Source organism: Kitasatospora sp. NPDC053057, assembly GCF_044546945.1.
Lineage (GTDB): Bacteria > Actinomycetota > Actinomycetes > Streptomycetales > Streptomycetaceae > Kitasatospora.
Genome location: NZ_JBITZP010000007.1, coordinates 21,934 through 48,102, shown reverse-complemented (window position 1 = coordinate 48,102; position 26,169 = coordinate 21,934). Strand labels below are relative to the sequence as shown.

Genomic DNA, 26,169 nt, shown 5'->3' with positions numbered 1-26,169 from the left:
GCTGCCGCCCCCGGGCTTCCGGTGGCACAGTGGGAGCAGGGCGGTGGCCCGCCGCCCGGGCCGGGGTGCCCAGGAGGCGCCCGGCCGTGCGATCCGGACGGTGGACGGATGGACGAGCACCCTGAGAACGGGCTTGCCGAACAGTCGCTGCGGCAGCTGCTCGCCGGGCTCACGGCGGTCCGCGACGGCGATTTCCGCACCCGGCTGGACCCGGACCGGCCGGGGGAGCTGGGGGAGATCGCCACGGTCTTCAACGGGATGTCCGAGCAGCTGTCCCGGGTCACTTCGGAGGTGACCAGGGTCGCCCGCGAGGTCGGTACGGAGGGCCGGCTCGGCGGGCAGGCCCAGGTGCCGGACGCGACCGGGACGTGGCTCGACCTCACCGACTCGGTCAACGCGATGGCGGGCAACCTCACCGGCCAGGTCCGGGCGATCGCCCGGGTGGCCACGGCCGTCGCCGGGGGTGACCTCACCCAGAAGATCCGGGTGGACGCGCGCGGCGAGATCCTGGACCTCAAGGAGACCCTCAACACGATGGTCGACCAGCTGTCCGCCTTCGCCGACGAGGTCACCCGGGTGGCCCGGGAGGTCGGTACGGCCGGGAACCTGGGTGGACAGGCGACCGTCCGGGGCGTCTCCGGCACCTGGAAGGACCTCACCGACAACGTCAACGTGATGGCCTCCAACCTCACCGGCCAGGTCCGCTCGATGTCCGAGGTGGCGACCGCCGTCGCGCGCGGGGACCTCTCCAAGAAGATCACGGTGGAGGCCAAGGGCGAGGTCGCGGCGCTCGCGGCCGCGATCAACACCATGGTGGACACCCTCTCGGTGTTCGCCGGCGAGGTGACCAGGGTCGCCCGCGAGGTCGGCACCGAGGGCATCCTGGGGGGCCAGGCCCGGATGCCGAACGTCGCCGGGACGTGGAAGGACCTCGCCGACAGCGTCAACTTCATGGCGCACAACCTGACCAGCCAGGTGCGCAACATCGCCCAGGTGACCACCGCCGTCGCCGAGGGCGACCTTACCCGCAAGATCGACGTCGACGCGCGAGGGGAGATCCTGGAGCTGAAGACCACCGTCAACACGATGGTGGAGCAGCTGAGCTCCTTCGCCGCCGAGGTGACCAGGGTGGCGCGCGAGGTCGGCAGCGAGGGCCGGCTCGGCGGCCAGGCCCGGGTGGAGGGCGTCTCCGGCACCTGGAAGCGGCTCACCGAGAACGTCAACGAGCTGGCCGGCAACCTCACCCGGCAGGTCCGGGCGATCGCCGAGGTCACCAGCGCCGTCGCGGCCGGCGACCTCACCCGCTCGATCAGCGTGGACGCCTCCGGCGAGGTCGCCGACCTCAAGGACAACATCAACGCCATGGTCGAGTCGCTGCGCGAGACCACCCGGGCCAACCAGGAGCAGGACTGGCTGAAGACCAACCTGGCCCGCTTCTCCGCCGCGATCCAGCGCCGCCGGGACATCCAGGCCGTCGCCGAGATGATCACCGACGAGCTGACGCCCCTGGTCGACGCCCAGTACGGCGCCTTCTTCCTGGCCGAGGAGAGCGACGGCGGCATCGAACTGGCCCGGATCAGCGCCTATGGCCGGGCGGTGGACGAACTCTCCGACCAGCGAGTCAAGTTGGGCGACTCCCTGGTCGGCCAGGCGGCGCGGAGCCGACGGATCATCGCGATCGACGAGCTGCCGCCCGGCTACGCCGTCATCGCCTCCGGCGCCGGAGCCGCCGACGCCCGCTCGCTCGTCCTGCTGCCCATCGCGCTGGAGGAATGGCTGCTCGGCGTGCTGGAGTTCGCGTCCGTGCACCCCTTCACCGAGGTGCACCGCGACTTCCTGGCGCAGTTCGCCGAGGCCTGCGGCGTCAACATCGGCACCCTGCTGGCCAACGCCCGCACCGACGAACTGCTCGGCGAATCGCAGCGGCTCACCGCCGAACTCCAGGCCAGGTCCGAGGAGTTGCAGGCCGGGCAGGAGGAACTCAGGTACTCCAACGCCGAGCTGGAGGAACAGGCCGCGCTGCTCGCCGAACGCAACCGGGACATCGAGGCCAAGAACCTGGAGATCGAGCAGGCCCGCCAGGAACTGGAGGAACGCGCCCGGCAGTTGAGCCTGACCTCGATGTACAAGTCCGAGTTCCTGGCGAACATGAGCCACGAGCTGCGCACCCCGCTGAACAGCCTGCTGATCCTCGCCCAGCTGCTCGCCCAGAACGCCACCGGCAACCTCACCGCCAAGCAGGTCGAGTACGCGGGCGTCATCCACTCCGCCGGCACCGACCTGCTCCAGCTCATCAACGACATCCTCGACCTCTCCAAGGTCGAGGCCGGCAAGATGGAGCTGTCCCCCGAACCCTTCGCCGTGCGGGAGCTGTTGGAGTACGTCGAGTCCAGCTTCCTGCCCCTCGCCGACCAGAAGGGCCTCACCTTCGAGGTCGCCGTCGACCGGAGCGTCCCGGAGGAACTCGTCACCGACCAGGCACGACTTCGCCAGGTGCTGCGCAACCTCCTCTCCAACGCGATCAAGTTCACCGACAACGGCCGGGTGGAGCTGCGGATCCAGTGCGTCGAGGGCCCGGGGCTGCCGCCCGAGCTGGGCCACGCGGGGGCGGCGGTGGCCTTCCGGGTCGAGGACACCGGGATCGGCATCGACCCCACCCAACTCGACACCATCTTCGGCGCCTTCCAGCAGGCCGACGGCACCACCAGCCGCCGCTACGGCGGTACCGGTCTCGGCCTGTCGATCAGCCGGGAACTCGCCCGACTGCTCGGCGGCGCCCTCACCGTCGCCTCCACCGCCGGGCAGGGCAGTCGCTTCACGTTCTACCTGCCCATCGCCGCGCCCGAGCGACCGCGCGGTGGCCCGGCGGGCGAGCCCGGGGTCCTGGTGATCGAACCCGCGCCGCCCGGCCTGCTCACCCTGCTCGCCCGCGCCGCCGTCGAGTCCATGGGGGCCGTCGAGCCGGCGGTGCGGATCGACAGTGCGGAGGACGAACCGGGGCTGCGGGCCGCACTCGCCGCCGGACGGCACCGCTGCGTGGTGCTCGACCTCGCCCACTCCGGTGAACTCGCGCCCGCCCTGCTCGCCGCGCTCGGGGACGGCGCCGCCGTCCTCGGGTACCAGGGCGACGGCGCGGCCGACCCGGTCGCGGTCGGCGGAATGGAGGTCACCCACGGACTGGACGACCTGCGCGAACGCCTGATCCGGCGGCTCGGCGGCCGCCACCCGACCGATCCCGGACCGGGACCCGGATCCGGCGCTCCGGCCGCTGGCGAGCGGCTCGCCGGGCGGACCGCCCTGATCGTCGACGACGACGTGCGCAACGTCTTCGCCCTGGCCTCCGTCCTGGAGGAGAGCGGGCTGACCGTGCTGCACGCCAGCGACGGCCAGACCGGGCTCGACCTGCTGCGGGCCCACCCCGAGACCGACCTCGTCCTGATGGACGTCATGATGCCCGGCCTCGACGGCTACGCCGCGATCGCAGCCATCCGCGCCGACGAGCGCTTCGCGCGGCTGCCGGTCATCGCCGTCACCGCGAAGGCCATGCCGGGCGACAAGGACAAGAGCCTCGCGGCCGGCGCCGACGACCACGTCACCAAACCCGTCGACACCACCCGGCTGATCGACCGGGTGCACCGCTGGCTGGACGCGTCATGACCGCCCGGCCCGAGCTCGAGGAGAGCACGGCCCGGGCCCTCGCCGAGACGGTCCGCCGACTGCAGAACGCCGCCGCCCGGGCGAGGACCGAGGCCCAGACCCGCAGCGTCGTGGATCTGGCCACCGGCATCCTGTCCGAGCGCCTCGGTGTCCTCCCCGCCGAGGCGGCCGCCCACCTGGTCCGGCTGGCCCACGAGGCCGGTGTCGCGGTCGCGGCGCTGGCCGCCGACATCGCGCGACTTCCCGCCGCCGAGGACGCGAACAAGGTGCCCGCGGCGACGGGCGCGCCCCCGCTCCTCACCCCCACCCTCGGGGCCGAGCCCGACCTGCAGCGGGTCGCCGGGGCCGTCCTGGAACAGCTGGCCGCCTCGCTCGGGGCGCACGCCCTCGCCGTCTGGCAGCGCCTGCCCGGAGGCGCGCTCGCCCTCGCCGCGCACAGCGGACTCGCCGCCGCGGAGGCCGAGGCCTGGAGCAGGGTCCCGCCCGGCGTCGCCACCCCGGCCCAGCGGGTGGTCGGCGGCGCGGCGGAGCTGTGGCCCGGCGATCCGGAGCACGCCGGTCCGTCGGTCGGAAACGGATCGGCCCGGGCGGTCCTGCCACTGCTGGAGGCGGGCCGGCGGCGAGGTGCGCTGGAGGTGCTCTGGCCGGAGCCCGGGCCGCCCCTCACCCCGTCCCAGCGCCGCCAGCTCCGGGCCCTCGCCGAGCTCTGCGCGACCCTCCTCGGTCCGGTCGGCGAGCCGCCGACGCCCGAGGACCTGGACGTCCTCCTCGAAGGACTGCTCGCCCCCGCGCTGCTGCTGGAACCCGATCTCAGGGCCGGTCAGCTCGCCGACTTCACGATCCGACGGGTCAACGCGCAGTTCCGCGACCCGCTGGGCCGCCCCCGGGACGCGCTGGAGGGCTCGTCGTTCCTGGAGGCCTACCCGGTCGCCGGGGCCACCGGGCTATTCGAACGACTGCTGGCGGTGTACCGGACCGGAGTGCCGCTGACCGGCGGATTCGTCCGGCTGGTCCTGCGGGACGGGCCGCACGTGGTGCCCGTCACCGTACGGCTGGCGGTCGCCCCGGTCGGCGGGCGGCTGCTGGTCGGCTGGGAACCGGAGACCGGGCCGTCGGGCGAGGACGAGCAGACGGCCCTGCTGCGCCAGGCCCAGCGGCTGGCCCGGGTCGCCGGGTTCGAGGAGGGGGCCGACGACGGCCGGATCCGCTGGAGCGTCGGCCTCCGAGAGCTCTTCGGCCTGCCCGCCGGAGCGTCGCCCGTCCCGCTGGCCCACCTCGCCCGGCACGTCCATCCGGACGACGAACCCGCCGTGCGCCGACTGGTCGACACCGTCCGGCACCGGCGGCGAACCTCCTCGGCGGTGTTCCGGCTGGTCCGTCCGGGCGGCAGCTACCACTACACCCGGGTCATCGCCGAGCCCGTCCTCGACGACGAGGGCCGGCTCGTCGCGGTGCGCGGTGCCTACCACGACGTATCCGCCCAGCACCGCACCGAGGTCGCCCTGGGCGCCACCCGGGCGCGGCTGGCCGACAGCGAGCAGGAGGCCGCCGAACGCGGGCAGCTCGCCCTCCGGCTCCAGCAGGCCATCCTGCCCGCCGCGCCGCCGCCGCTCGGGGTGACCGGCCTGCGGGCGGCCGTGCGCTACCGCCCCGCAGCCAAGCGCGACCGGGTCGGCGGCGACTGGTACGACGTGCTGCCGCTGCCCGACAAGCGCGTCCTGCTCGCCGTCGGGGACGTCGCCGGGCACGGCGTCGGCGCCGCCACCGGGATGGTCGCGCTGCGCCACGCCCTGCGCGGCCTGGCCGTCACCGGCGCGGGCCCGGCACGGCTGCTGGAGTGGGCCAACACCGTGGCGCTGCGGGAGCCGGGGCAGGTCACCGCCACCGCCGTGTGCGTGCTGCTCGACCCGGCGGGCGGCGCGCTGCGCTGGGCGCGGGCCGGCCACCTCCCGCCGATCCGGCTGGGCAGCGACGGCGCACACGTGCTGCCGCTGCCGCACGGCGTGCTGCTCGGGGCCCTGGACGAGGCCCGGTACGAGGAGTACAGCGCGCACCTGTCCACCGGGGACGTGCTGCTGCTCTACACCGACGGCCTGGTCGAACGGCGGGACCGGCCCGTGGAGGACTCCGTCGACCAGCTGATCCGCACGGCCGGGGCACCGGGCCCGGACCTGGAGGGCTATCTGGACCGGCTGCTCGACCTCAGCCCCGCCGACACCGACGACGACACCTGTCTGATCGCGGTCCGGGTCGAGTAGGGCGCCCGCTCCCGGCGTGGTCGGGCCTCGCCGGGACGTTACGGACGGAGCCCGCCGGGTAGGCGCGGCCTGGTAATGGGGGGCAGCCGACACCGGGACGGAAGGGAATCCCCATGCTGCTGCTAGGACTTCTGCTGATGGCGGCCTCCGGCGCCTTCATCGGGCTGCTGATCGCCGACAACCTCGCCGGCGGGCCGGAGTACCAGGTGACGATCCTCGGCAACGACCTCGTGAAGCTGAACAGCCTCGCCATCTTCCTCTCCGGCGTCGCCCTCGCCCTGCTCTTCTGCCTGGGCCTGGCCATGATGCGGCTGTCCCGGCGTGCCGTCCGGCGTCCGGTCGCGGCCGCCGGGTATCGCGGCCGTGCCCAGCCGGTGGAACCGGTCGCCCCGCTGGAGACCCGCGACACCTCGGCCGGGACGGCCCCCGTCGTACCCGAGGAGCGCGCCGCCGAACAGGGTGGCCGGGCCGCCGGGATCCCCGGGGAGCCGCAGCGGCGACGCAGCCGGCACCTGTTCGGGCACTGATCCGGGGCGCTGAGGCCGAAGGAGGCCGACGGGCGCACGACACGGCATGACCAGGGGCACCGGATGGAGGAGGGAGGTGCGATCGGATGGGCGGAGCCCGGGTGCCCGCACGCTTGCGCTCCTCGCCGTGGGCACGCCGACTGCCCCTGTCCGCCCAGCCGGGTGCGGTCGCCGAGGCGCGCTCCTGCACCGCCGGGTTCCTGGCCGACGTGACCGACCCCCGGGTGGTCGCCGACGCGGTCCTGCTGGTGTCCGAACTGGTCGGCAACGCCGTCCGGCACACCGGCGCACCGAGTTCGCTGCTCCTGGTGCGCTGCCCGGGGCTGCTGCGGATCGAGGTCAGCGACTCCAGCCGCCGTCCGCCGCTGCCGCGGGCGCCGTACGGCCCGAACGGGGGCGGCGGCCTCGGCCTGTTCCTGCTGAGCCGCCTCGCGCTGCGCTGGGGCTGGTACCCGGCAGGGCCGGGCAAGGCCGTCTGGTGCGAGCTGCGGATACCCGAGGACTGACGCTCCGCTCGGCCACTGCGGGGGATCGGACGCTCGTCCAGGCGGACGTCATGTCGGTGAGGATCACAGAGACCCGCCCCTCCATGGCACCGTCGCGCCCGGCCCATGCGCAGGGGACCACCGTCCCATCCCGGTCCCGGGCGCCCGCTACGTGCTGTCCGGCCCCCACACCTCAAGGGTGGCCGCCGCCCAGGCCCGTACCCGCTCCGGGAACCCCGCGGCCGGGAACGTCCCGTCCTGCGCGACCTCCTCGATGGTGACGGCGAACCCGCCCCGCGGCGCCTCCCGCCCCGGCCGGACCGCCGTGCCCCGCGCGGCCCCGCCCGTCACCCGGTGGGAGTTCGCCGCGCGGGCCCGCCCGATCAGCTTGTCCAGCGCCGGCAGCCCGCCGTCGAGGTACGCCCGCAGCAGGCCCCGCGCGCCCGCCCCGCCGTCGCCGGGAAGCCGGCCGGGGTGCTGCAACAGGAAGCAGGACACCGACACCCCGTGCAGCGGCCCCCACGGCTCCGCCCGCGAGTGGTCCAGCGCGAGCAGCCCGTGGAACAGCTCCTCGCACCCCCGCGCACCGCACTCCCCGCAGGGGTCCGTCACGCCCGCACCTCCTTGCTCATGTACATCGACGACACGCCGTAGCCGCTGCGGCGGTACAGGGCGATGGCGGCCTCGTTGCCGCCGAACACGTTCAGGGCGAGCGCCGTCATGCCCTCGCGGGCGACGAGCCCCTCGGCGGCGGTGAGGATGGCGGCGCCGTACCCCTGACGGCGGAACGGCGGGAGGACGTGTATGTGGTACAGCCACGCGGAGGTGGAGGAGCCGGCCTCGGCGCGCGGGTCCGGGCCGATCCAGGCGGTGCCGACGGTCTCGCCCGACTCGTTCTCCGCCACCACGAGGTGGTGGCGGGCGGTGGCGAGGCCGTCCGGGAGGAACCTGGCGGTGCCCTGGCGGGTGCGCTCCCGGGCCAGTTCCTCGGGCATGAGTTTCGCGAGTTCGCGCACCGTCTCCGATTCGCGCACCTCGGTGGCCGACCGGTACTCGGCCGGGGTCATCTGACGCAGGGTCACTGAGCGCTCGTCCATGCCGCCATCCTCGACCAGAGGGCGGTGGCGGCGAAAGCGCTTTTGCCGCGGGTAGCGCGAGGGCGTGGTACCGCGGTACTACGGACGGCCCGATGATCAGCCTGCGGTGCCACGGGCCGGGCGCGGCCCGCCCTTAGCGTGGAACCGTGGGCGGCCGGGACGGCCCGGCCCCTGAGCGTAAGGGCGAGCGATGATCGAGGCGCACCAGCTGACGAAGCGGTACGGCGAGAAGACCGCCGTGGACGGGCTGGACTTCACGGTCCGGCCGGGAGCGGTGACCGGGTTCCTCGGGCCCAACGGGGCGGGGAAGTCGACGACCATGCGGATGATCGTCGGACTGGACGCGCCCACCAGCGGCTCGGTGCGGGTCAACGGCCGCCGGTACGCCGAGCACGCCGCGCCGCTGCAGGAGGTCGGCGCCCTGCTGGAGGCCAAGTCGATCCACCCCGGCCGCTCGGCGTTCAACCACCTGATGGCCCAGGCCCACACCCACGGCATCCCGCGCCGCCGGGTCGACGAGGTCATCGAGCTGACCGGCCTGCAGTCGGTGGCCCGCAAGCGCGCCGGCGCGTTCTCGCTCGGCATGGGCCAGCGCCTCGGCATCGCGGCCGCCCTGCTCGGCGACCCCGCCACGGTGATGCTGGACGAGCCGGTCAACGGGCTCGACCCCGAGGGCGTGCTGTGGATCCGCAACCTGCTCACCTCGCTCGCCGCCGAGGGCCGGACGGTCTTCGTCTCCTCGCACCTGATGAGCGAGGTCTCGCTGGTCGCCGACCACCTGATCATCGTCGGACGCGGCAAGCTGCTGGCCGACACCACCGTGCAGGAGCTGGTCCAGCAGGCCGGCGGCGACGTCGTCAAGGTGGTCAGCGCCGACCCGGCCCGGCTGCGCTCGCTGCTCGCCGGACCGGACGTGGAGATCACCGGCCGCACCGGCTCGGAGGAGCTGCTGGTCACCGGGCGGTCGGCCCGCGAGATCGGGCTCACGGCCGCCGAGCACGGCATCGCCGTGTTCGAGCTGACCCCCCGCACGGTCTCCCTGGAGGAGGCGTTCATGGACCTCACCCGGGACGCCGTCGAGTACCACGGCACCACGACCACCACCGAGACCACGAGGAGCGCGGCATGAGTACGATCGCCCCTAGCCAGACGCCGTCCACGCCCGCCGATCTTCGCACCGCCCGTCCCGCCTACAAGGTGACGGCCGCGCGCGTGCTGCGTTCGGAGTGGGCCAAGCTGTGGTCGCTGCGCTCCACCTGGATCACGCTCGGTCTGGCACTGCTGTTCCTGGTCGCCTTCGGCCTGATCGCCGCCTTCCAGTTCAAGTCGCGGATCACCTCCGGCCGCCCGATGGACCGGGACTTCGCCAACGCGACCACGCTCAGCCTCTCCCTGTTCGGCACCAACTTCGCCCAGCTGGCGCTCGGTGTCCTCGGGGTGCTGGTCGCGGCCGGCGAGTACTCGACCGGCATGATCCGCTCCACCCTGGCCGCCGTGCCGCGCCGCCTGCCGGTGCTGTGGTCCAAGGCCGCCGTGTACGGCCTGATCGCGCTGGTGCTGGGCACCGTCGGGGTGTTCGTCGCCTTCTCGGCCGACACCGGCATCCTGTCCGGCACCCGGGCGGCGATGAGCCTCTCCGACGCCGGCGTGGTGCGCGGCCTGCTCGGCGCCGGCCTCTACCTCGGCCTGGTCGGCGTGATCGGCGTCGCCCTCGGCGCGCTGCTGCGCTCGGTGGCCGGCGGCATCGCCGTCCTGGTCGCCTCGCTGATGCTGATCCCCGGGCTGACCTCGCTGCTGCCCACCTCCTGGCAGAGCCACATCAGCCCCTACCTGCCCAGCCACGCCGGTGAGGCGATGTTCACCCTGCACCACGACTCGACGCTGCTCTCGCCGACGGCCGGCCTGCTGGTCTTCCTCGGCTGGACGGTGCTCGCCCTGGCCGGTGCCGCCGTACGGCTGCTGCGCACCGACGCCTGAGCCCAAGGCACGTCTGGGACACTCGCGGTGCGGCGCCGGAACGGACCGGCGTCGCACCGCACTGCTTTGCACCGCACCGCACTGCTTTGCGCCGCACTGCTTTCACGACCATCAGGGAGGCCCCACCGGTGAGCGAGGACCACGCCACCTCCGCCGGCCCGTTCGCGGCCACCGACGCGCTGTCCGGCCACCCGCTGTTCGCCCGGCTGGCCCGGATCGGCCAGCGGCTGCGCGAGGCGGACCGCGACCACCCCTGGGTGCTGGACGCCGCCGCGGTGGCCGTGGTCTTCCTGATGTTCTGCCTGCCCGACCTCTTCCCGGGCCACGGCGAGGGCGGCCCGCACGAGCACCGGCTCACCCTCGTCCGCCCGCCGCTGCCGGGCGCCCTGGCCCTGCAGGCGGGCCTGGTGCTGCCGCTGCTGTGGCGCCGCCGTCGGCCCACCGAGGCCTTCGCGGCGATCATGGCGGTGTTCGTGCTGCAGTGGTCGCTGGGCATCGGCCTGCGCGCCGACGCCGCCCTGCTGGTGGCGCTCTACAGCCTGGCCCTGCACGGCCGGCTGCGGCACCTGGCCTGGTCCTGCGCGGTGATGGTCGGCGCGATGGCCCTGGTCGCGGTGGAGGTCTCCGGCGGCGGGCTGCCGGTCGGGGACGCCCTGTTCTTCCTGGTCAGCGCCGCCACCGCGGGCGTCGCCCTGGGCATCGCGGTGCGCATCCGCCGGGCCCAGCTGGCCGGGCTGCGCGAGCGTGCCGCCCGGCTGGAGATCGAGCGCGACCAGCGCAGCCGGCTGGCCACCGCCACCGAACGCACCCGGGTGGCCCGGGAGATGCACGACATCATCGGCCACAACCTGTCCGTCATCGTCACCCTGGCCGACGGCGGCGCCTACGCCGCCCAGGCCTCCCCCGAGCGCGGCCGGGAGGCGCTGCAGCTGATCGGCGAGACCAGCCGCCAGGCGCTCGGCGAACTGCGCCGGATGCTCGGCGTGCTGCGCGACCAGGCCGAACAGACCGCCGAGTTCAACCCGCAGCCCGGCATCGCCGACGTGGACGGGCTGTGCGCCCGGATCCGGGCCGCCGGCCCCCAGGTGGTGTACACCGTCGGCGGCGACCTGGACCAGCTGGACCGCGGCGTCCAGCTGATGGCCTACCGGATCGTCCAGGAGGCGCTCACCAACACCCTCAAGCACGCCGGCCCCGAGACCCGGGCGCACGTGACCCTGACCGCCGACGCCAGCCGGCTGCGGGTGCGGATCCAGGACAGCGGCCCGCCCGGCGGTGACCGCCCGCCGGTGCGGCCGGACGGCGAGGGGCACGGTCTGGCCGGGATGCGCGAACGCGCGGCCCTGTACGGCGGCACCGTCACGGCGGGCCCCGGCCCTGGGGCAGGATGGACCGTGGAGGCCGTACTGGACCTCACCCCCGACCCGACAGGCGGCCACCCGTGACCACCGTCCTCATCGTGGACGACCAGCCACTGCAGCGCTACGGCTTCCGGATGCTGCTGGAGAGCCAGCCCGACACCGAGGTGGTCGGCGAGGCAGCCCACGGCACCGAGGCCGTCCGGCTGGCCGCCGACCTGCGGCCCGACGTCGTCCTGATGGACATCCGGATGCCCGGCATGGACGGCATCGAGGCCACCCGCCGGATCGTCGCCAGCGGCGGACGCTCGCGGATCCTGGTGCTCACCACCTTCGACCTGGACGAGTACGCCCACGCCGCGCTGCGCGCCGGGGCCAGCGGCTTCCTGCTCAAGGACGCGCGGCCGGAGGAACTGCTCGCCGGGATCCGGGCGGTGGCCGAGGGCGACGCGGTGGTGGCCCCGGCCATCACCCGGCGGCTGCTCGACGCCTACGCCCACCACCTGCCGGTCCGCCCGCCCGGCGCGGCGCCCGTGGATGACCCGCGGCTGGAGGCGCTGACCGAGCGCGAGCGGGAGATCCTGGTGGCCATCGCACAGGGCTGGACCAACAGCGAGATCGCCCAGCGGCTGGTGCTGGCCGAATCGACCGTCAAGACGCACGTGAGCCGGGTCCTCGGGAAGATCGGCGCCCGGGACCGGGTGCAGGCGGTGATCTTCGCCTACGACCGTGGCCTGACCCGGCCGAACCCGCCGATCGCGAGCTGATCCGACGGTCCCGGGTGCCTTGTATCCGACCTCGCCACGGTGGGCGGCGGCTACGGCGCCAAGCCCCCCGGCCGGACCAGGCCGGACTCGTAGGCCGCCACGATGGCCTGGGCCCGGTCGCGCAGGCCCAGCTTGAACAGGATCCGGGTGACGTGGGTCTTCACCGTGGTCTCACCGAGGACGAGCCGCTCGGCCAACTCGGCGTTGCTCAGGCCCCGGGCGAGCAGCCGCAGCACGTCCAGCTCGCGCGGGGTGAGCGCGGACAGGTCACGGTGCAGAGCCTCGTCGGCCGCGTCCTGGCGGGCGAAGCGCTCGATCAGGCGGCGGGTGATGCTCGGCGCGAGCAGGGCGTCGCCGGCCCGCACCTGGCGGACGGCGCCGACCAGTTGCTCGGGGGAGACGTCCTTCAGCAGGAAGCCGCTGGCCCCGGCGCCGAGCGCGGCGTAGACGTAGCGGTCCAGGTCGAAGGTGGTCAGCATGATGATCCGGGGCGGTACCGCGCCCGCCGGCAGCTCCGCGAAGATCCGCCGGGTCGCCTCCAGGCCGTCCAGTTCGGGCATCCGGATGTCCATCAGCACCACGTCGGGCGAGGTGCGCAGGACGGCCTCGACCGCCTCCAGCCCGTCCGCGGCCTCGGCGACCACGTCTATCCCCTCCGCCTTGAAGATCAGCCGGAAGCCGGTCCGCAGCAGGTCCTGGTCGTCCGCGATCACCACCCGCAGCCGCTGCTCGGACCGCCCGCCGTGCTGCCCGGACAGCTCGGACTGCCCGCCCGCCTCGTTCATGCCGTTCCGCCCCCGTCGTGGTTCCTGCCGCCGGTCAATCTACTGCCCAGGTCACGGCGGGTCAGCACGGCGCCTCCCGGGGGATGACGGCCCGGACCCGGAAGCCCCCGCCCGCCTCCACGGCGGCCTCCAGCGTGCCGCCGTAGACGCCCAGGCGCTCGCGCAGGCCGAGCAGCCCGCGCCCGTTGCCGGAGTGCGCGGCGGGCGCGGGGCGGCCGCCGGAGTCGGCCACCACCAGGGTCAGTTGCCGCGGCGCGTGCTCCACGGTGATCCGCACCGAGGCGCCCTGGGCGTGCTTCATGGCATTGGTCACCGCCTCCTGGACCACCCGGTAGGCGGCCAGGTCCATGCCGGGCGGCAGCTGCACCGGCTCGCCCAGCACCGTCAGTTCGACCGGGACCCCGGCGCCGCGCACCCGCTCCGCGAGCGCGGGCAGCCGGCTCAGCCCCGGCGCGGGCCGCAGCTCGGCGTCGTCGTCCGAGAAGTCCTCGGCCTCGCCCATCGTGAGCAGGTCCATCGCGTGGCGCAGCTCCGTCATCGCGGCCCGGCCGCTCGACTCCACCGCCCGCAGCGTCTGCTCGGCCTCGGCCTGGTCGATCCGCATGATCTTCCGGGCGGCGCCGGCCTGCACCGTCATCACGCTGACGTGATGGGTGATCACGTCGTGCAGCTCTCGGGCGATCCGGGAGCGCTCCTGCTCGGTCGCGAGCAGCGCGGCCTGCTCCTTCTCCCGCAGCAGCGCCCGCTCCCGCAGCGACCAGGTGCGCACCGTGTTGACCACCAGGGCGACCGGGACCAGGAACAGGAAGGTCGCCGTCCCGGACTCCAGCGCGGGCACGCTGGACTCATGGGTCACCACCAGGACGGCGGTCGCCGCCGCCGCGCCGGTCAGCGCGAGCACCCGCCGACTGCTGTGGATCGCCGCGCTGTAGACGGCGACCACGCAGGCCAGGAAGGTGAACAGCGGGTCGAAGCCCGGGCTGAGGTGGAACAGCAGGCTCGCCGCCACGACCGTCCCGCACACCGACAGCGGGTACCGGCGCCGCACCAGCAGCGGCAGCGCCGCCAGCACGGCCAGCGCCACCTGCCAGGGGTGCACGGCGCCGTAGTGGTGGACGACCATCCCGTAGGCGGGCGGCGGCCCGGCGGGTATGCCGTCCGGGGCGACGGGCATGGTGGGCGCGGTCAGCGCCACGCTGACCGGCGAGCGGCCCAGCGCGCTGTCCACCGTCCCGGCGGTGAGGGCGAGCGCCAGCGCCGCGTCGGCGGCCCGGGACCAGGCGGTACGCCGCGGCGGCGGGGCGGTCGTGGTGCGCAGCGCGGTGAGCCCGGCCGACCAGCGGCGGGCGAGAGCGGAGAGCGGTTGGAGATCCACGGCCCGGAGTCTGGCAAACCCGCCCGCCCCGGCGCATCCCTCCGCCCGACGAACGGTCTCCGACCTGCGGCATCCGCCTTGAGGAGGATGCCGTGCGGACTCGTCCCCGAGGAGGACCCGCCGGGGCCGAGGCGGGTTCGTCATCCTGCCGGACGTGGGTGGACGGGCGTCGGACCTAGCGTCAGGGCCGTTGATCCGTCCGCCCCCTGGAGGCACTGTGACCCCGCCCGTCATCGAGATCCGAGCCGTGCGCAAGGAGTACGACTCCGGCCGGCCCGCCCTCGCCGGCCTCGACCTGGACGTGGCCGCCGGCGAGGCGCTCGCCGTCCTCGGCCGCTCCGGCAGCGGGAAGTCGACGCTGCTCAACCTGATCGCCGGGCTGGACCGGCCCAGCGCGGGCACGGTCGCCGTCGCCGGGCTGCGCCTGGACGGGCTGAGCGAGGCCGAACTGGCCCGCTACCGGCGCGAGCGGCTCGGCATGGTCTTCCAGTTCTTCCACCTGCTGGACGATCTCTCCGTCACCGACAACGTGCTGCTTCCGGCCCAACTGGCCGGACTGCCCCGGGCGTTGGCCCGCCGTCGGGCCGCCGAGCTGTTGGAGCGGCTCGGCATCGCCCGCCATGCGGCGGCTTTCCCCGGCCGGCTCTCCGGTGGGGAGCGGCAGCGGGTGGCCGTCGCCCGGGCGCTGATGAACCGCCCGGCCCTGCTGCTCGCGGACGAGCCGACCGGCGCCCTGGACAGCGCCTCCGCCGCCGACGTGCGGGACCTGCTGGTCGGCCTCCACCGGGAGGGCCAGACCATCGTGCTGGTCACCCACGACAGGTCGCTGGCCCGGGAGTGCGCGACCCGCACCATCGAGCTGGTCGACGGCCGGATCGCGCAGGACGCCCGCGCGGAGGCGGCCCGATGAACGCCCTGGGCAAGGTGGTCCGGGCCGGGGTGGGCCGCCGCCGGGTGCAGACCGTCGCGGTCCTGCTGACCACGCTGATGGCCGTCACCGCGGCCGTCCTGGCCGCCGGGCTGCTGGTCGCCTCCCGGGCGCCCTTCGACACCGCCTTCGCCGCGCAGCGCGGCGCCGAGCTGACGGCCGAGTACGACGCGGCGCGCAGCACCGAGGCGCAGGCCGCCGCGACGGCGCACGTCCCCGGGGTGACGGCCGCGGCCGGGCCCTACCCGGTGCTGTCGGTCGGTCCGCACATCGGGCCCAACACCTCCGGGATGCCGGTCGGCCAGGAGATGGCGCCGCTGCGGTTCGTCGGGCGGGCCGACGCCGGGGGAGCGGTGGACGCCCTGCGGCTGGCCTCCGGGCGGTGGGCGAGCGGTCCGGGCGAGGTGGTGCTGGAGGCGCACAACGCGCCGCTGGACGTCGGCGACCAGCTGGCCTTCCCCGACCTGCCGGGGCAGCCGAGCCTCACCGTCGTCGGCCTGGCCGCCTCGATGACCGGCAGCGCCGACGCCTGGGTGCCGCCCGCGACCCTCGCCCGGCTGACCCCGCCGGGTGCCCGGCCGGACCGGCAACTTCTCTACCGCTTCCAGCAGGCCGCGACGGACGCCCAACTGGCCGCCGACCGGGCGGCGTTGGCCTCGGCCGTCCCGCCCGGCGCGCTCGGCTCCGTCGCCTCCTACCTCACCGTCAGGCAGGCCGCCGAGAAGTCCTCGGCCACCTTCGTGCCGTTCGTGACCGCTTTCGGCGCCCTCGGCCTGGTGATGTCGGTGCTGGTCATCGCCATCGTGGTGGGCGGCTCGGTGAGCGCCGCCACCCGCCGTATCGGCATCCTCAAGGCCCTGGGCTTCACCCCGGACCAGGTGGTCCGGGCCTATCTGGCGCAGGCGCTGATCCCCGCCTCGGCGGGCACCCTGCTCGGCGTGCTGCTGGCGAGCCTGCTGGCCGTCCCCGTGCTGGGCGAGGCCGCGACCGCGTACGGCACCGGCCCGCTGACCCTCGCGCCCTGGGTGGAGCTGGCCGTGGCGGGCGGCGCGCTGGCCGCCGTCGCCGTGGCCGCCCTGGTGCCGGCCCTGCGCGGCGGACGGCTGCGCACCGTGGACGCGCTGACCACCGGCCGCACCCCGCGGGCCGGCCGCGGCCGTACGGTGCGCGCGCTGCTGGGCCGACTGCCGCTGCCGCGCGCCGTCAGCCTCGGCCTGGGCGGGCCCTTCGTCCGGCCCGGCCGGTCGGCGACGATGGTGACCGCGGTGCTGCTGGGCAGCATCGGCGTCACCTTCGCCCTCGGGCTGACCTTGTCGCTGAACGGCATCCAGGACGGCATGAACCGCAAGTCGCCCGGGAGCGTGGTGGTGCAGGCCCTCGGTCCGCCGCCCGCCCCGGTGCCGGGCGCCGCCGCGCAGCCCGTACGGAAGGCCGACCCGGAGACGGTCGGCGCGCTGATCGCCGCCCAGCCAGGCACCCGGCGCTACCTGCGCACCGGCCTCACCCGGGTCGGCGTGGCGGGCCTGGCCGGGCCGACCGAGGTGGTCGCGTACAGCGGCGACTCCTCCTGGGGCGCCTACCAGATGGTCGCCGGCAGCTGGTTCGACGGCCCGGGCCAGGTCGTCGTCCCCGGCGGCTTCCTGAGCTCGACCGGCACCCGGCTGGGCGACACCGTCACCCTGACCGCCAACGGCCACCAAGCCCGGGTCCGCATCGTCGGCGAGGCCTTCGCCACCCGGCCGGCCATCCTCACCGACGCCCGCTCGCTGGACGGCCTCGGCGCCTACGTCGTCCCGGAGTCGGTCGAGTTCGACATCGACCTCACGGCGGGCACCGGCCGGCAGGGCTACGTCGACGCCCTGAACCTCGCGCTCGCCCCCTACGGCATCACCGCCCAGCCGAACGACGGCCGGCTGAGCAGCATGGCGCTGTCCATGGACACGCTGGCCGGCACGCTCGCCCTGATGCTGGTCGCGGTGGCCGGGCTCGGGGTGCTCAACACCGTGGTGCTGGACACCCGGGAGCGCATCCGGGACTTCGGCATCCACCGCGCCCTCGGCATGGCACCGCGGCAGACCGTGACGATGATCCTCACCTCGGTCGCGGGCATCGGCCTGGTGGCGGGCCTGGCCGGGGTCCCGGTCGGGGTCGCGTTGCACGACTACGTGCTGCCGCGGATGGGCCGCGCGGCCGGGACGACGATCCCCGCCGCGGACCTGGCGGTCTATCACGGATGGGTGGTGGCGCCGCTGCTGCTGGCCGGCCTGCTGATGGCGGTGGGCGGGGCGCTGCTCCCGGCCGGCTGGGCGGCCCGGACGGGGACGGCGGCGGCGCTGCGGACGGAGTAGCCGCGGCCGGAGGAGTCGTGGCCGAGCAGCCGTGGCCGAGCGGCCGTCGACGGCGCTGGCACCCGGGCCAGCTCCTCCGGGTGCCGGCGCCGGGCCGTCGGGCGGTCAGCCGCTCAGAGGTTCTTCTCCAGCGCGGCCAGGTAGTTGCGCATGAGGTGGTCGCGCACGCCGTCGCCGGTGGGCTCGAAGGCGGCGGAGGTCAGGCCCTTGGCGCGGTTGGCGAGCCCGGAGATCAGGCCGCTGGCGCCCTCGTGGATGGTCCCCGCGGAGTCGATGAACCGCAGGGTCTCGATGTGGGTGAAGGCCGGCTCCGGCGGCAGCTGGGGGACGATGTCGTTGTTGTTGACGAAGCGGTGACTCCGGCCCTTGAGCGCCTTGTCGTACGCGGTGGTGAGCAGCCGGTCGCAGGTGCGGGGCTGGCCGAAGGTGTACACCCCGTCGACCGTCAGGCGCGGGTCCTCCAGGTTGAGGCGGGCGGCGGCGAGCATGGCGAGGGCGCCGCCCAGGCTGTGGCCGGTGAACCACACGGTCTGGTCGTTGTCGCGCAGTTCGGCGAGGCTCTTGCGGACGTCGGGGAAGACGGACTCCAGGGCCTCGGCGAAGCCGTAGTGGACGTAGCCGGTGCCCGCCGGGCCGGGCCAGGGCGGGGTGGTGGAGTCGGTGAGCCAGTCGCGGATCTCCTTGGGTTCGGTGCCGCGGAAGGCGACCACGATCATCCGGTCGCTCGCCATGGTGTAGGCCTGGGTGTCCTGGAGCGGGAACGGCGGGGTGAACCGGGTCTCGTGGTGGCGCACCGTGTCGAAGCCCCAGTCCCGGGCCTGCCGGTCGATGGTGGCGTCGTCCTTGTAGGCGAGATCGGCGGCCTTGGCCAGGCAGTAGGCGTGGGCGAGGCTGTAGCCGGTCGCGTTCTGGTCGAAGGTGGTGGGCACGGCCACGGCGGGGCTGCCTTTCGTCGGGGGAAGGTGTCCCTCGTTGGTAGCGGACCCGTTCGCCATCGCCGGGGCGGCGGCGCCCGGGAGTCACCCGAACGGCTCCGGGGCGCCGCACGGACCGATCCGTATGTGTACGTGTCATCTGATCGCTTCATGGGATTTGCGACCCTTGGGAGGGAACGGGTTCGTTCACTAACATGGGCGGTAGGCCTGGTGAACGCGGCAGGCCTGGTGAACAGGGAACCCCCGGAAGGTGTGCAGCCATGTCCGCTGAAGCCCGAACTGCTGAGGGCGGCATCGAGCGCGCAGCGGCGACGGCCGCCCCCGTCCGTCGGCGCGGCGAGGTGCTGGAGAGCGCCATCTACGGGGCGGCCCTCCAGCAGCTCACCACCGACGGCTACGCGCGGCTCACCATGGAGGGCGTGGCCGCCGCCGCGCAGACCGGCAAGGCCGCCCTCTACCGGCGCTGGACCTCCAAGGAGGAGCTGGTCATGGACGCGCTGCGGGCCAGCCTGCCCCCGGCCGGACCGGCCCCCGACACCGGCAGCCTGCGCGGGGACCTGCTGGCGGTGGTGGCGGGGCTGCGCACCGCGATGTTCAGCGAACCGGGCGCCGCCGTCCGCGCGATCATGAGCGAGATCGACCACCAGCGCGCCCACGCCTTCCTGGAGCTGGTGCTGGAACGGGTGGTCGAGCCCACCACCGCGCTGATCGCCGAGGTGCTCGACCGGGGCGCCGCCCGGGGCGAGGTCCGTCCCGGGGCGGTCACCCCACTGGTCACCGACGTGGTGCCGGCGCTGATGCTGTACCGGATCAAGATGTGCGGCGGGGGCGCCGTCGAACTCGATCCGGCGTCGATCGTCGACGAGGTGCTGCTGCCGATCGTCCGCCGCCCGTGAGGCTCAGGCCCCGCTGTTGCGCAGCATGTCCTCGCGCTCGACGACCTTGACCCGCTCGCGGTCCTGGGCCTGGCCGAGGGCGCGCTCGTGGGCGTCGAGCCGCTTCCAGCCGTCCCAGGTGGTGTAGCGGACGCCGCGGGCGCGCAGGTGCTCCTCGATCGCCGCGGGGTCGGGTTCGGCGGCGCCCGGCAGGCGGCCGCCGGCGTGGTCGTCCAGCAGGCAGGCGACGGTCTCGTTGGCGTCGCCCTTGGTGTGGCCGATCAGGCCGACCGGGCCGCGCTTGATCCAGCCGGTGACGTAGACGGCGGGGAGGTGGGAGCCGTCGCCGTCCAGCACGCGGCCGGCCCGGTGCGGGACGGTGCCGGCGACCGGGTCGAACGGCAGCTTGGGCAGCTCGTCGGAGTAGTAGCCGACGGCCCGGTAGACCGCCTGGACGTCCCAGTCGGTGTGGCGGCCGGTGCCGCGCACGTTGCCGGTGCCGTCCAGCTCGGTGCGCTCGGTGCGCAGGCCGACCACCCGGCCGTCCTCGCCGAGGACCTCGACCGGGGACTCGAAGAAGTGCAGGTACACCCGGTGGGGGCGGTCGCCGACGTCGCGGATCGCCCAGTTCTCGACCGTGGCGGCGACCAGGTCGACGTGCTTGACGGCGCGCCGCTCGGCGATCGAGCCCTCGTCGTACTCGATGTCCTCCGGGTTGACGATCACCTCGATGGTGGGCGAGTGGTCGAGCTCGCGCAGCTCCATCGGGCTGAACTTGGCCTGTGCCGGGCCGCGGCGGCCGAAGACGTGCACCTCGACGGCGCGGTTGCGGCCCAGGCCCTCGTACACGTTCGGCGGGATCTCGGTGGGCAGCAGCTCGTCGGCGGTCTTGGCGAGGATCCGGGCGACGTCCAGGGCGACGTTGCCGACGCCGAGGACGGCGACCTTCTCGGCCTCCAGCGGCCAGCTGCGGGGCACGTCCGGGTGACCGTCGTACCAGGAGACGAAGTCGGCCGCGCCGTAGGAGCCGTCCAGTTCGATGCCGGGCAGGTCGAGCGCGCGGTCGGCCATCGCGCCGGTGGCGAAGACCACGGCGTCGTAGTAGCGGTGCAGGTCGTCCAGGGCGAGGTCGGACGGGTAGTCGACGTTGCCGAAGAGGCGGACCTGGGGCTTGTCCAGCACCTGGTGCAGGGCGGTGACGATGCCCTTGATCCGCGGGTGGTCGGGCGCCACGCCGTAGCGGATCAGACCGAACGGCGCGGGCATCCGCTCGAACAGGTCGATCGAGACACCGGGCGCCTGCGCGGCGTCGGACTTCAGCAGGGCGTCGGCGGCGTAGATGCCGGCGGGGCCGGCTCCGACGATGGCGACTCGGATCGGGCGGGTCATGCGGGTGGATCCTCCGGTCGGGCGCAGGGGGAGGTGATTGGTCTGGATCCTTGCAGCCAACCCGCTGTTCGTACGGAGGTGTAGTCGGTGCTGATCTATGAGGTCATAGAGCGAACCTATGGCCGGCCCGGGAACTTTCCCGGGCCGGCCGAGTGGGCGTCAGCCGCGCTCGGCGTCGGTCGCCTGCGGCGGGACGGTCGGAGCCGCACCGGCCGTTCCCTCGGTGAGCCGGGCCGTGGAGGCCTCGAAGAAGCGCAGCAGCTCCACCGGGAACGGCAGCACCAGCGTCGAGTTCTTCTCCGCCGCGACCTCCACCACCGTCTGCAGCATGCGCAGCTGCATCGCCGCCGGGGTCTCGGCCATCTTGCTCGCCGCCTCGGCGAGCTTGGCGGCCGCCTGGAACTCGCCGTCCGCAGTGATGATACGGGCCCGGCGCTCGCGGTCGGCCTCGGCCTGGCGGGCCATCGAGCGCTTCATCGAGTCGGGCAGGCTGACGTCCTTGATCTCCACCCGGTCGATGTGCACGCCCCAGCCAGCCGCCGGGCTCTCCAGCATGACCTCCAGGCCCTGGTGCAGGTTCTCCCGCCCGGACAGCAGGTCGTCCAGCTCGCTCTTGCCGATGATCGAGCGCAGCGAGGTCTGGGCGACCTGCAGCATGGCGAAGCCGTAGTTCTGCACGTCCACGGTGGCCTTGATCGGCTCGACCACGCGGAAGTACAGCACCGCGTCGACGCTCACCGAGACGTTGTCCTTGGTGATGCCCTCCTGCGCGGGCACCGGCATGGTGACCACCTGGACGTTCACCTTGCGCATCCGGTCGAGCACCGGCACCAGCATCGTCAGACCCGGCTCGCGGACCTGCCCGCGCACCTTGCCGAGCCGGAACACCACACCGCGCTCGTACTGCTGCACCACCCGCATGCCGGTCATCAGCCACAGCAGGACGACCACCACGACGATCACGAGTACCGCCACGCCTGTTCTACCTTCTCCCCGTCGCGGCGCAGCCGGGCCGGGTCCGGGGTGGCCCTGTCGCCGGATGCTCGCCGCGCGCAGCACAGTATGCGCCCGGCCGGGCGGCACGGTAAGGCGTGTGCGGCGGGATCTTGACGCATCGTTGACGGCCCGCGCCGGGGGCGGGAACCGGGGCGCGCCGCTGCCTGACCCGGGTGGCGCGCCCCCACCGGAGCGGATCAGGCGCGGAAGACCTCGGCGTGCTCGGCCGCGAACTCGGCGAAGGTGCGCGGCGCACGGCCGGTCAGCTTCTCCACGTCCGAGCCGACCGCCGAGGCCTGCCCGGCCGCGTACAGCCCGTACAGCTCGACCATGCCCTCGGCCCGCCACGGGTCCCAGCCCATGCCGAGCAGGCCGTCCAGTGCCACCTCGGGGGTGAGCGCGGCGTACGCGACCGGGTGGCCCGCGGCGGTGGTCAGCTGCTCGGCCAGCTCGCCGTGGGTGAGCGCCGCCGGGCCGGTCAGGGTGTAGACCGCGCCCTCGTGCCCCTCCGTCGCCAGCACCTCGACGGCGGCCGCCGCGACGTCCCGGGCGTCCACGTACGACACCGCGCCCTTGCCGCCCGGCACGGCCAGGTGGCCGGCCTTGACGGTCGGGGCCGTGCCGAGGAAGTTCTGGTAGAAGCCGTTCGGGCCGAGCACCGTCCACGGCAGGCCGGAGGCCTTCAGGTGGTCCAGGCCCGCGATGTGCGCGCCGATGAAGCGCACGCCCTCCGGGCGGTACTCGATGCCGGCGGCCGCGTGCAGCACGATCCGCGGGCGGCGGCCGGTGCGGACGGCCGCGTCGATCACGTTCTTCTCGTGCTGGGCCATCTCCGGGTGCACGGCCACCAGCAGGTAGATCGTGTCGGCCCCGGCGAGGGCGGCGTCCAGCGACGCCGGGTCGGCGAAGTCGGCGGCGACCCGCTCGACCGCCTCGTCCCACTCGGCCGGGCCCTCGGACCCGGCGCGCACCAGCGCCCGTACCGCCTGGCCGCGCTCACGCAGCCCCACGACCACCTTGGACCCGACCGTACCGGTGGCACCCGTCACGACGATCACGGATGTGTCTCCTCGTCCCCGTTCACGACACGGACCTGATTCCGCGTCAGGGGCATGATCGCAGGCGGGGGATGAGGGATCAATGTCGGGCCGCGCGCAGGCCGCGAGGGGCGCGCCGACACGCACGGGGCCCTGCCGTTCCTCGACTTGGCCATGGCCGGACGCTTGGATGGATCGGGCCTGGTCACCGTCCGGACGCCGGTCCGGTGGCCCCCTGGGCGAGCCGAGGAGCCACCACCGTGAACCACACGTCCGATCCCGACCCCACCGCCGTGGCCCGCCGGGTCGCCGAACGGCGCGAGCGACTCGGCCTCAGTGAGGAGGACCTGGCCCACCGGGCCGCGATGGCGCCGCGCTACCTGGGCCACCTGCTCCAAGCCGGGCCCGTCTTCGACCCCGGCGGCTTCATCCGGATCGCCGCCGCGCTCGGCGCGACCCGGGACGAACTCCTGGAGGACGGCCCCGAGGCCCCGCCCGGACGCGGCGGTCCCGGCCCGCGGCCCCGGCTGCTCAACCTGACCGACGCCGAGTGCTGGGAGCTGGTCGGCTCGCACGGGATCGGCCGGATCGCCCTGCCGGTACGGCCAGGCCCGGCGGTCCGCCCCGTCAACTACGTGGTCGACCGGGCGTCCTTCGCCTACCGCACCGGCGACCAGGCCGGGACTGCCCCGGAGGAGGGGGCGGAGGTGTCCCTGGAGGTCGACCGGATCGACGAGTTCCAGGGCCGCGGCTGGACCGTGCTCGCCGTGGGGCCGGCCCGGTACGTGGACGACCCGGAGGAACGGCGCCGGCTCGACGGCCTGCCCGGCGCGGCCCCCTGGGCGGGCGGCGACCGGCCGCGCTGGGTGCGGATCCGGCCCGCGGAGATCACCGGCCGCCGGCTGGTCACCGGCTGAGAGCGGCGACCCGGGCGGCGGTGCGGGTGGCCGGCAGGCCGGTCGCCCGGGCCCGGGGCGCCGTCAAGTCCTGTACCGGCGCAGCGGGTTGGGGGATCAGCTGGTGGCGGGCGGCGGCTGACCGCTCGGGCATACTCGTCGGATGGACGGAACCGCCAGGGCTGCGTGGACCAACACCACCCACGACTGGGCCGCCGCCGTGGACGCCGAGCACCTCGCCCGGATCCGCGCGGACGCCGCGGGGTTCGCGCCGGACGGGGTGGAGCACCTCGTGCTGGAGGTGCTCGCCTACGCCGGCGACGAGGCGGCCGCACGCGGCGCGGGCCGGTGCGTCGTCACCCTGCACGCCGACGGCTCGGTCTCCGTCCGGGACGACGGGCGGGGCACCGACACCCGGGTCGACGAGCACGGCGAGATGGTCAAGAAGCCCGTCATGGCCACCAAGGACCTGCGCTTCTTCGACCAGCCAGAGGCGGAGCGGCTCCCGGACGGGCACCCGCGCCGGGGCATGTCCGTCGTCGCGGCGCTCAGCACCCTGCTGGTGCACACCAACCGCCGGCTCAACGGGGCCTGGACCCAGCGCTACGAGCACGGCCTCCCGGTCACCGGCCTCGACCCGGTCGAGCCCGACGGCACCACCGGCACCTGCGTGACCTTCCGGCCTGACCCGTCGTTGCTCCCGCAGAGCCCGTTGGACGCGGACCGGCTGACCCGGTGGGCGGCGCACTGGCCCGCCCTGGAGGTCCGCGTCGAGTCCGCCGGGCGGGACGGTAGCGCGGCGACGAGGAGCGGGTGCGGATGGGCGTGACGCTAGGCGTGGTGGTGCTGACCATGGGCGATCGGCCCCGGGAACTGCGCGCGCTGCTCGACTCGGTGGCCGCCCAGGAGGGCGAGCGCACCCCGTGCCCGCCCCGTCGCCCGATCCACTGGAGCACGGTGTGGCGGATGGCGCGGCTGGGGCGGCCCCCGCTGTTCTGAGTCCGCCTTGTAGCGGGCGCTACCGGCCGCTACGCTCACCGCCATGAAGCAGCTGAACGTCCGCCTGGACGACGCCGTGCACGAGGCGCTGGAGCAGCGCGCGGAGGCCGCCGGGATGAGCCTGCCGGACTACGCGCGCAAGGTCCTGGCGGAGGAGGCGGACGAGCGCCGCGAGCGGTTCCTGACCGCCGCCGCCCACTTCGCCCAGGCCTGGGGCCCCGCGTTCGAGGCGGAGTTCGGCCCGTACCCGGCCCCCGCCGATCACGCCGCGGCGGACGCGGCGTGATCCTGCGGATCGACCGGACCTGGCTGCTCGACATCGCCCACCAGTTCCTGCCCGGCGACCCGGACGTCACCGACTACGGCACCCTCGCGGCAGCGGTGGCCCGGCATGCCGACGAGGTCATGGACGTCCCCGTCTACGGCGCGGTGCACCAGCGCGCGGCCGCACTGATGCACCAGCTGATCCGCGTCCCGGCCCTGGAATCGGCCAACGAGCACTTCGCCGCCGTCGTCGCCGCCTCCTACCTCAGCGCCTCCGGCGTCATCGTCACCGCCGAACCCAAACAGGCCGTCGACCTCGCCGCCCGCATCCGCGCGGGCCAGGCCGACGTCCGGGAGACCGCGACCACGCTCCGCACCTGGTACCGCTGAACCGGCGGCCGCCGGCCCGCCGCGCACGAGAAGTCGGACCGGCCGACTTCTCATGGTCGAAGGGGTGACGGTGGGGGTCCACCTCGTCCCACGTCAGGCTGTGGGGGCCAGGTCCAGAGTCACCGGGCGAGCGTGACGGCGCTCCGGCCCGCGTTCAACCGGTTTTCGAACGACTCTCGGGCCGGGCGGCGGCGCACTACGGACGGTTCGCCAGGTAGGCCTTCGCCTCGGCGGAGGCCTTGGCGTAGGAGCCGGAGTCGAAGGGCGGCTGGGGGTCGTACTCGATGGCGAGTTGGAAGGCCTCGGCGGCGGTCTGGCCCGCGATCAGTTCGGCCAGGCGCAGTGCCATGTCGATGCCCGAGGACACCCCGGCGGCGGTGATGACGCCGTCGGGCTGTTCCACGACGCGCCGGGCCGTGTAGGTGGCGCCGTACGACTCCAGGAGGTCGACGGCGCTCCAGTGGGTGGTGGCCTCCAGCCCGTCGAGCAGGCCGGCCGCGCCGAGCAGCAGGGAGCCGGTGCACACGGAGGTGGTCCAGGTGGTCGTCGCGTGGATGCGGCGGATCCAGGCGAGCAGCGGTTCGTCGGTGACGCCGCGCCGGGCGCCGGGGCCGCCGGGGACGAGCAGGAGGTCGGCCGCCCTGACGTCCTGGAAGGAGGCCGTGGCGAGGAGGCTGAGCGACCCCTCGCCGTCGGTGTGGGGGCCCGGAGCGGCGGCGGCGAAGACGAGGTCGGCCTCCGGCAGCATGCGGAGGACTTCGTACGGGCCGACGGCGTCGAGCGCGGTGAAGCCGTCGAAGAGCGGGATGACGATGCGCATGGGCGG

25 protein-coding genes and 1 pseudogene are annotated in these 26,169 nt (G+C 74.4%); 16 read left to right on the top strand and 10 right to left on the bottom strand.

The window, feature by feature from the left end; translation table 11 throughout:
• Positions 1–108 precede the first annotated feature (108 nt).
• From ACIG5E_RS10200 to ACIG5E_RS10185, 4 genes are all read left to right on the top strand, one after another.
• Positions 109–3,657, top strand: coding sequence for a HAMP domain-containing protein (locus ACIG5E_RS10200; RefSeq protein ID WP_396532809.1), 3,549 nt, complete (start codon positions 109–111; stop codon positions 3,655–3,657).
• Positions 3,654–5,915: a SpoIIE family protein phosphatase gene (locus ACIG5E_RS10195; protein WP_396532808.1), complete on the top strand. Its 2,262-nt coding sequence runs from the start codon at positions 3,654–3,656 to the stop codon at positions 5,913–5,915. The genes ACIG5E_RS10200 and ACIG5E_RS10195 overlap by 4 nt, the downstream gene beginning before the upstream one ends.
• 113 nt (positions 5,916–6,028) lie before the next feature.
• Positions 6,029–6,442 (top strand): hypothetical protein, encoded by a 414-nt coding sequence (locus ACIG5E_RS10190; RefSeq protein WP_396532806.1) that lies wholly within the window; start codon positions 6,029–6,031, stop codon positions 6,440–6,442.
• A 101-nt stretch (positions 6,443–6,543) separates the two neighbouring features.
• On the top strand, positions 6,544–6,948 hold the full coding sequence (locus tag ACIG5E_RS10185) for an ATP-binding protein (RefSeq protein ID WP_396532805.1): 405 nt from the start codon (positions 6,544–6,546) through the stop codon (positions 6,946–6,948).
• Between the two features lie 147 nt (positions 6,949–7,095).
• Here ACIG5E_RS10185 and ACIG5E_RS10180 read toward each other — a convergent pair whose 3' ends face one another.
• Together ACIG5E_RS10180 and ACIG5E_RS10175 are read right to left on the bottom strand one after the other, a co-directional pair.
• On the bottom strand, positions 7,096–7,539 hold the full coding sequence (locus ACIG5E_RS10180; protein ID WP_396532803.1) for a DUF5946 family protein: 444 nt from the start codon (positions 7,537–7,539) through the stop codon (positions 7,096–7,098).
• Positions 7,536–8,024, bottom strand: a complete 489-nt coding sequence (locus ACIG5E_RS10175) for a GNAT family N-acetyltransferase (RefSeq protein ID WP_396532801.1) — start codon at positions 8,022–8,024, stop codon at positions 7,536–7,538. The genes ACIG5E_RS10180 and ACIG5E_RS10175 overlap by 4 nt, the downstream gene beginning before the upstream one ends.
• Positions 8,025–8,214: 190 nt before the next feature.
• Here ACIG5E_RS10175 and ACIG5E_RS10170 point away from each other — a divergent pair, with 190 nt between their 5' ends.
• The 4 genes from ACIG5E_RS10170 (at position 8,215) to ACIG5E_RS10155 (ending at position 12,126) form a co-directional block, all read left to right on the top strand.
• Entirely contained in the window at positions 8,215–9,153 is a 939-nt protein-coding gene (locus ACIG5E_RS10170) for an ATP-binding cassette domain-containing protein (RefSeq protein WP_396532800.1), read from the top strand.
• Entirely contained in the window at positions 9,150–10,001 is an 852-nt protein-coding gene (locus tag ACIG5E_RS10165) for an ABC transporter permease (RefSeq protein WP_396532798.1), read from the top strand. Before ACIG5E_RS10170 ends, ACIG5E_RS10165 begins: the two co-directional genes overlap by 4 nt.
• A 128-nt stretch (positions 10,002–10,129) precedes the next feature.
• Positions 10,130–11,446 (top strand): histidine kinase, encoded by a 1,317-nt coding sequence (locus ACIG5E_RS10160; RefSeq protein ID WP_396532796.1) that lies wholly within the window; start codon positions 10,130–10,132, stop codon positions 11,444–11,446.
• Positions 11,443–12,126, top strand: coding sequence for a response regulator (locus ACIG5E_RS10155; protein ID WP_396532794.1), 684 nt, complete (start codon positions 11,443–11,445; stop codon positions 12,124–12,126). The genes ACIG5E_RS10160 and ACIG5E_RS10155 overlap by 4 nt, the downstream gene beginning before the upstream one ends.
• Positions 12,127–12,176: 50 nt before the next feature.
• On the opposite strand, the gene ACIG5E_RS10150 is transcribed toward ACIG5E_RS10155, so the two are convergent.
• The gene (locus ACIG5E_RS10150) at positions 12,177–12,911 is read right to left on the bottom strand and encodes a response regulator (protein WP_396532792.1); all 735 of its coding nucleotides are present in this window, start codon (positions 12,909–12,911) and stop codon (positions 12,177–12,179) included.
• Positions 12,912–12,972: 61 nt separating this feature from the next.
• Complete coding sequence (locus ACIG5E_RS10145) at positions 12,973–14,286, bottom strand: sensor histidine kinase (protein ID WP_396532790.1); 1,314 nt, start codon at positions 14,284–14,286, stop codon at positions 12,973–12,975.
• A gap of 217 nt (positions 14,287–14,503) precedes the next feature.
• On the opposite strand from ACIG5E_RS10145, the gene ACIG5E_RS10140 reads away from it, so the two are divergent.
• Positions 14,504–15,196: an ABC transporter ATP-binding protein gene (locus ACIG5E_RS10140; protein ID WP_396532789.1), complete on the top strand. Its 693-nt coding sequence runs from the start codon at positions 14,504–14,506 to the stop codon at positions 15,194–15,196.
• The gene (locus ACIG5E_RS10135) at positions 15,193–17,562 is read left to right on the top strand and encodes an FtsX-like permease family protein (protein WP_396532788.1); all 2,370 of its coding nucleotides are present in this window, start codon (positions 15,193–15,195) and stop codon (positions 17,560–17,562) included. Before ACIG5E_RS10140 ends, ACIG5E_RS10135 begins: the two co-directional genes overlap by 4 nt.
• A gap of 113 nt (positions 17,563–17,675) precedes the next feature.
• On the opposite strand, the gene ACIG5E_RS10130 is transcribed toward ACIG5E_RS10135, so the two are convergent.
• A complete protein-coding gene (locus ACIG5E_RS10130; protein WP_396532787.1) occupies positions 17,676–18,497 on the bottom strand; it encodes a lipase family protein in 822 nt (273 codons plus the stop codon).
• A 260-nt stretch (positions 18,498–18,757) separates the two neighbouring features.
• On the opposite strand from ACIG5E_RS10130, the gene ACIG5E_RS10125 reads away from it, so the two are divergent.
• Complete coding sequence (locus ACIG5E_RS10125; protein ID WP_396532785.1) at positions 18,758–19,393, top strand: TetR-like C-terminal domain-containing protein; 636 nt, start codon at positions 18,758–18,760, stop codon at positions 19,391–19,393.
• A 3-nt stretch (positions 19,394–19,396) separates the two neighbouring features.
• Here the strand turns inward: ACIG5E_RS10125 and ACIG5E_RS10120 are convergent, their stop codons facing one another.
• The 3 genes from ACIG5E_RS10120 to ACIG5E_RS10110 form a co-directional block, all read right to left on the bottom strand.
• Positions 19,397–20,761, bottom strand: coding sequence for an FAD-dependent oxidoreductase (locus ACIG5E_RS10120; protein ID WP_396532784.1), 1,365 nt, complete (start codon positions 20,759–20,761; stop codon positions 19,397–19,399).
• Positions 20,762–20,920: 159 nt separating this feature from the next.
• A complete protein-coding gene (locus ACIG5E_RS10115) occupies positions 20,921–21,691 on the bottom strand; it encodes a slipin family protein (RefSeq protein WP_396533047.1) in 771 nt (256 codons plus the stop codon).
• A 263-nt stretch (positions 21,692–21,954) separates the two neighbouring features.
• The gene (locus ACIG5E_RS10110; RefSeq protein WP_396532783.1) at positions 21,955–22,815 is read right to left on the bottom strand and encodes an NAD(P)H-binding protein; all 861 of its coding nucleotides are present in this window, start codon (positions 22,813–22,815) and stop codon (positions 21,955–21,957) included.
• A gap of 239 nt (positions 22,816–23,054) precedes the next feature.
• Between ACIG5E_RS10110 and ACIG5E_RS10105 the strand changes: the two genes are divergently transcribed.
• Positions 23,055–23,711: a pyridoxamine 5'-phosphate oxidase family protein gene (locus tag ACIG5E_RS10105; RefSeq protein WP_396532781.1), complete on the top strand. Its 657-nt coding sequence runs from the start codon at positions 23,055–23,057 to the stop codon at positions 23,709–23,711.
• Here ACIG5E_RS10105 and ACIG5E_RS10100 read toward each other — a convergent pair.
• On the bottom strand, positions 23,701–23,844 hold the full coding sequence (locus tag ACIG5E_RS10100) for a hypothetical protein (protein WP_396532780.1): 144 nt from the start codon (positions 23,842–23,844) through the stop codon (positions 23,701–23,703). The two genes, ACIG5E_RS10105 and ACIG5E_RS10100, sit on opposite strands and share 11 nt — an antisense overlap.
• Before the next feature lie 9 nt (positions 23,845–23,853).
• Between ACIG5E_RS10100 and ACIG5E_RS10095 the strand changes: the two genes are divergently transcribed.
• The 4 genes and pseudogenes from ACIG5E_RS10095 to ACIG5E_RS10080 all read left to right on the top strand — a co-directional run bounded on the left by ACIG5E_RS10095 (position 23,854) and on the right by ACIG5E_RS10080 (position 25,343).
• Positions 23,854–24,519 (top strand): ATP-binding protein, encoded by a 666-nt coding sequence (locus ACIG5E_RS10095; RefSeq protein WP_396532779.1) that lies wholly within the window; start codon positions 23,854–23,856, stop codon positions 24,517–24,519.
• Positions 24,516–24,605: pseudogene (locus tag ACIG5E_RS10090) on the top strand (glycosyltransferase family 2 protein); the annotation flags it as partial. The gene ACIG5E_RS10095 and the pseudogene ACIG5E_RS10090, both read left to right, overlap by 4 nt.
• Positions 24,606–24,732: 127 nt before the next feature.
• A complete protein-coding gene (locus ACIG5E_RS10085) occupies positions 24,733–24,975 on the top strand; it encodes a plasmid mobilization protein (RefSeq protein ID WP_396532777.1) in 243 nt (80 codons plus the stop codon).
• The gene (locus ACIG5E_RS10080; protein ID WP_396532775.1) at positions 24,972–25,343 is read left to right on the top strand and encodes a fic family toxin-antitoxin system, toxin component; all 372 of its coding nucleotides are present in this window, start codon (positions 24,972–24,974) and stop codon (positions 25,341–25,343) included. The genes ACIG5E_RS10085 and ACIG5E_RS10080 overlap by 4 nt, the downstream gene beginning before the upstream one ends.
• 196 nt (positions 25,344–25,539) lie before the next feature.
• On the opposite strand, the gene ACIG5E_RS10075 is transcribed toward ACIG5E_RS10080, so the two are convergent.
• On the bottom strand, positions 25,540–26,163 hold the full coding sequence (locus ACIG5E_RS10075) for a DJ-1/PfpI family protein (RefSeq protein WP_396532774.1): 624 nt from the start codon (positions 26,161–26,163) through the stop codon (positions 25,540–25,542).
• Positions 26,164–26,169 lie beyond the last annotated feature (6 nt).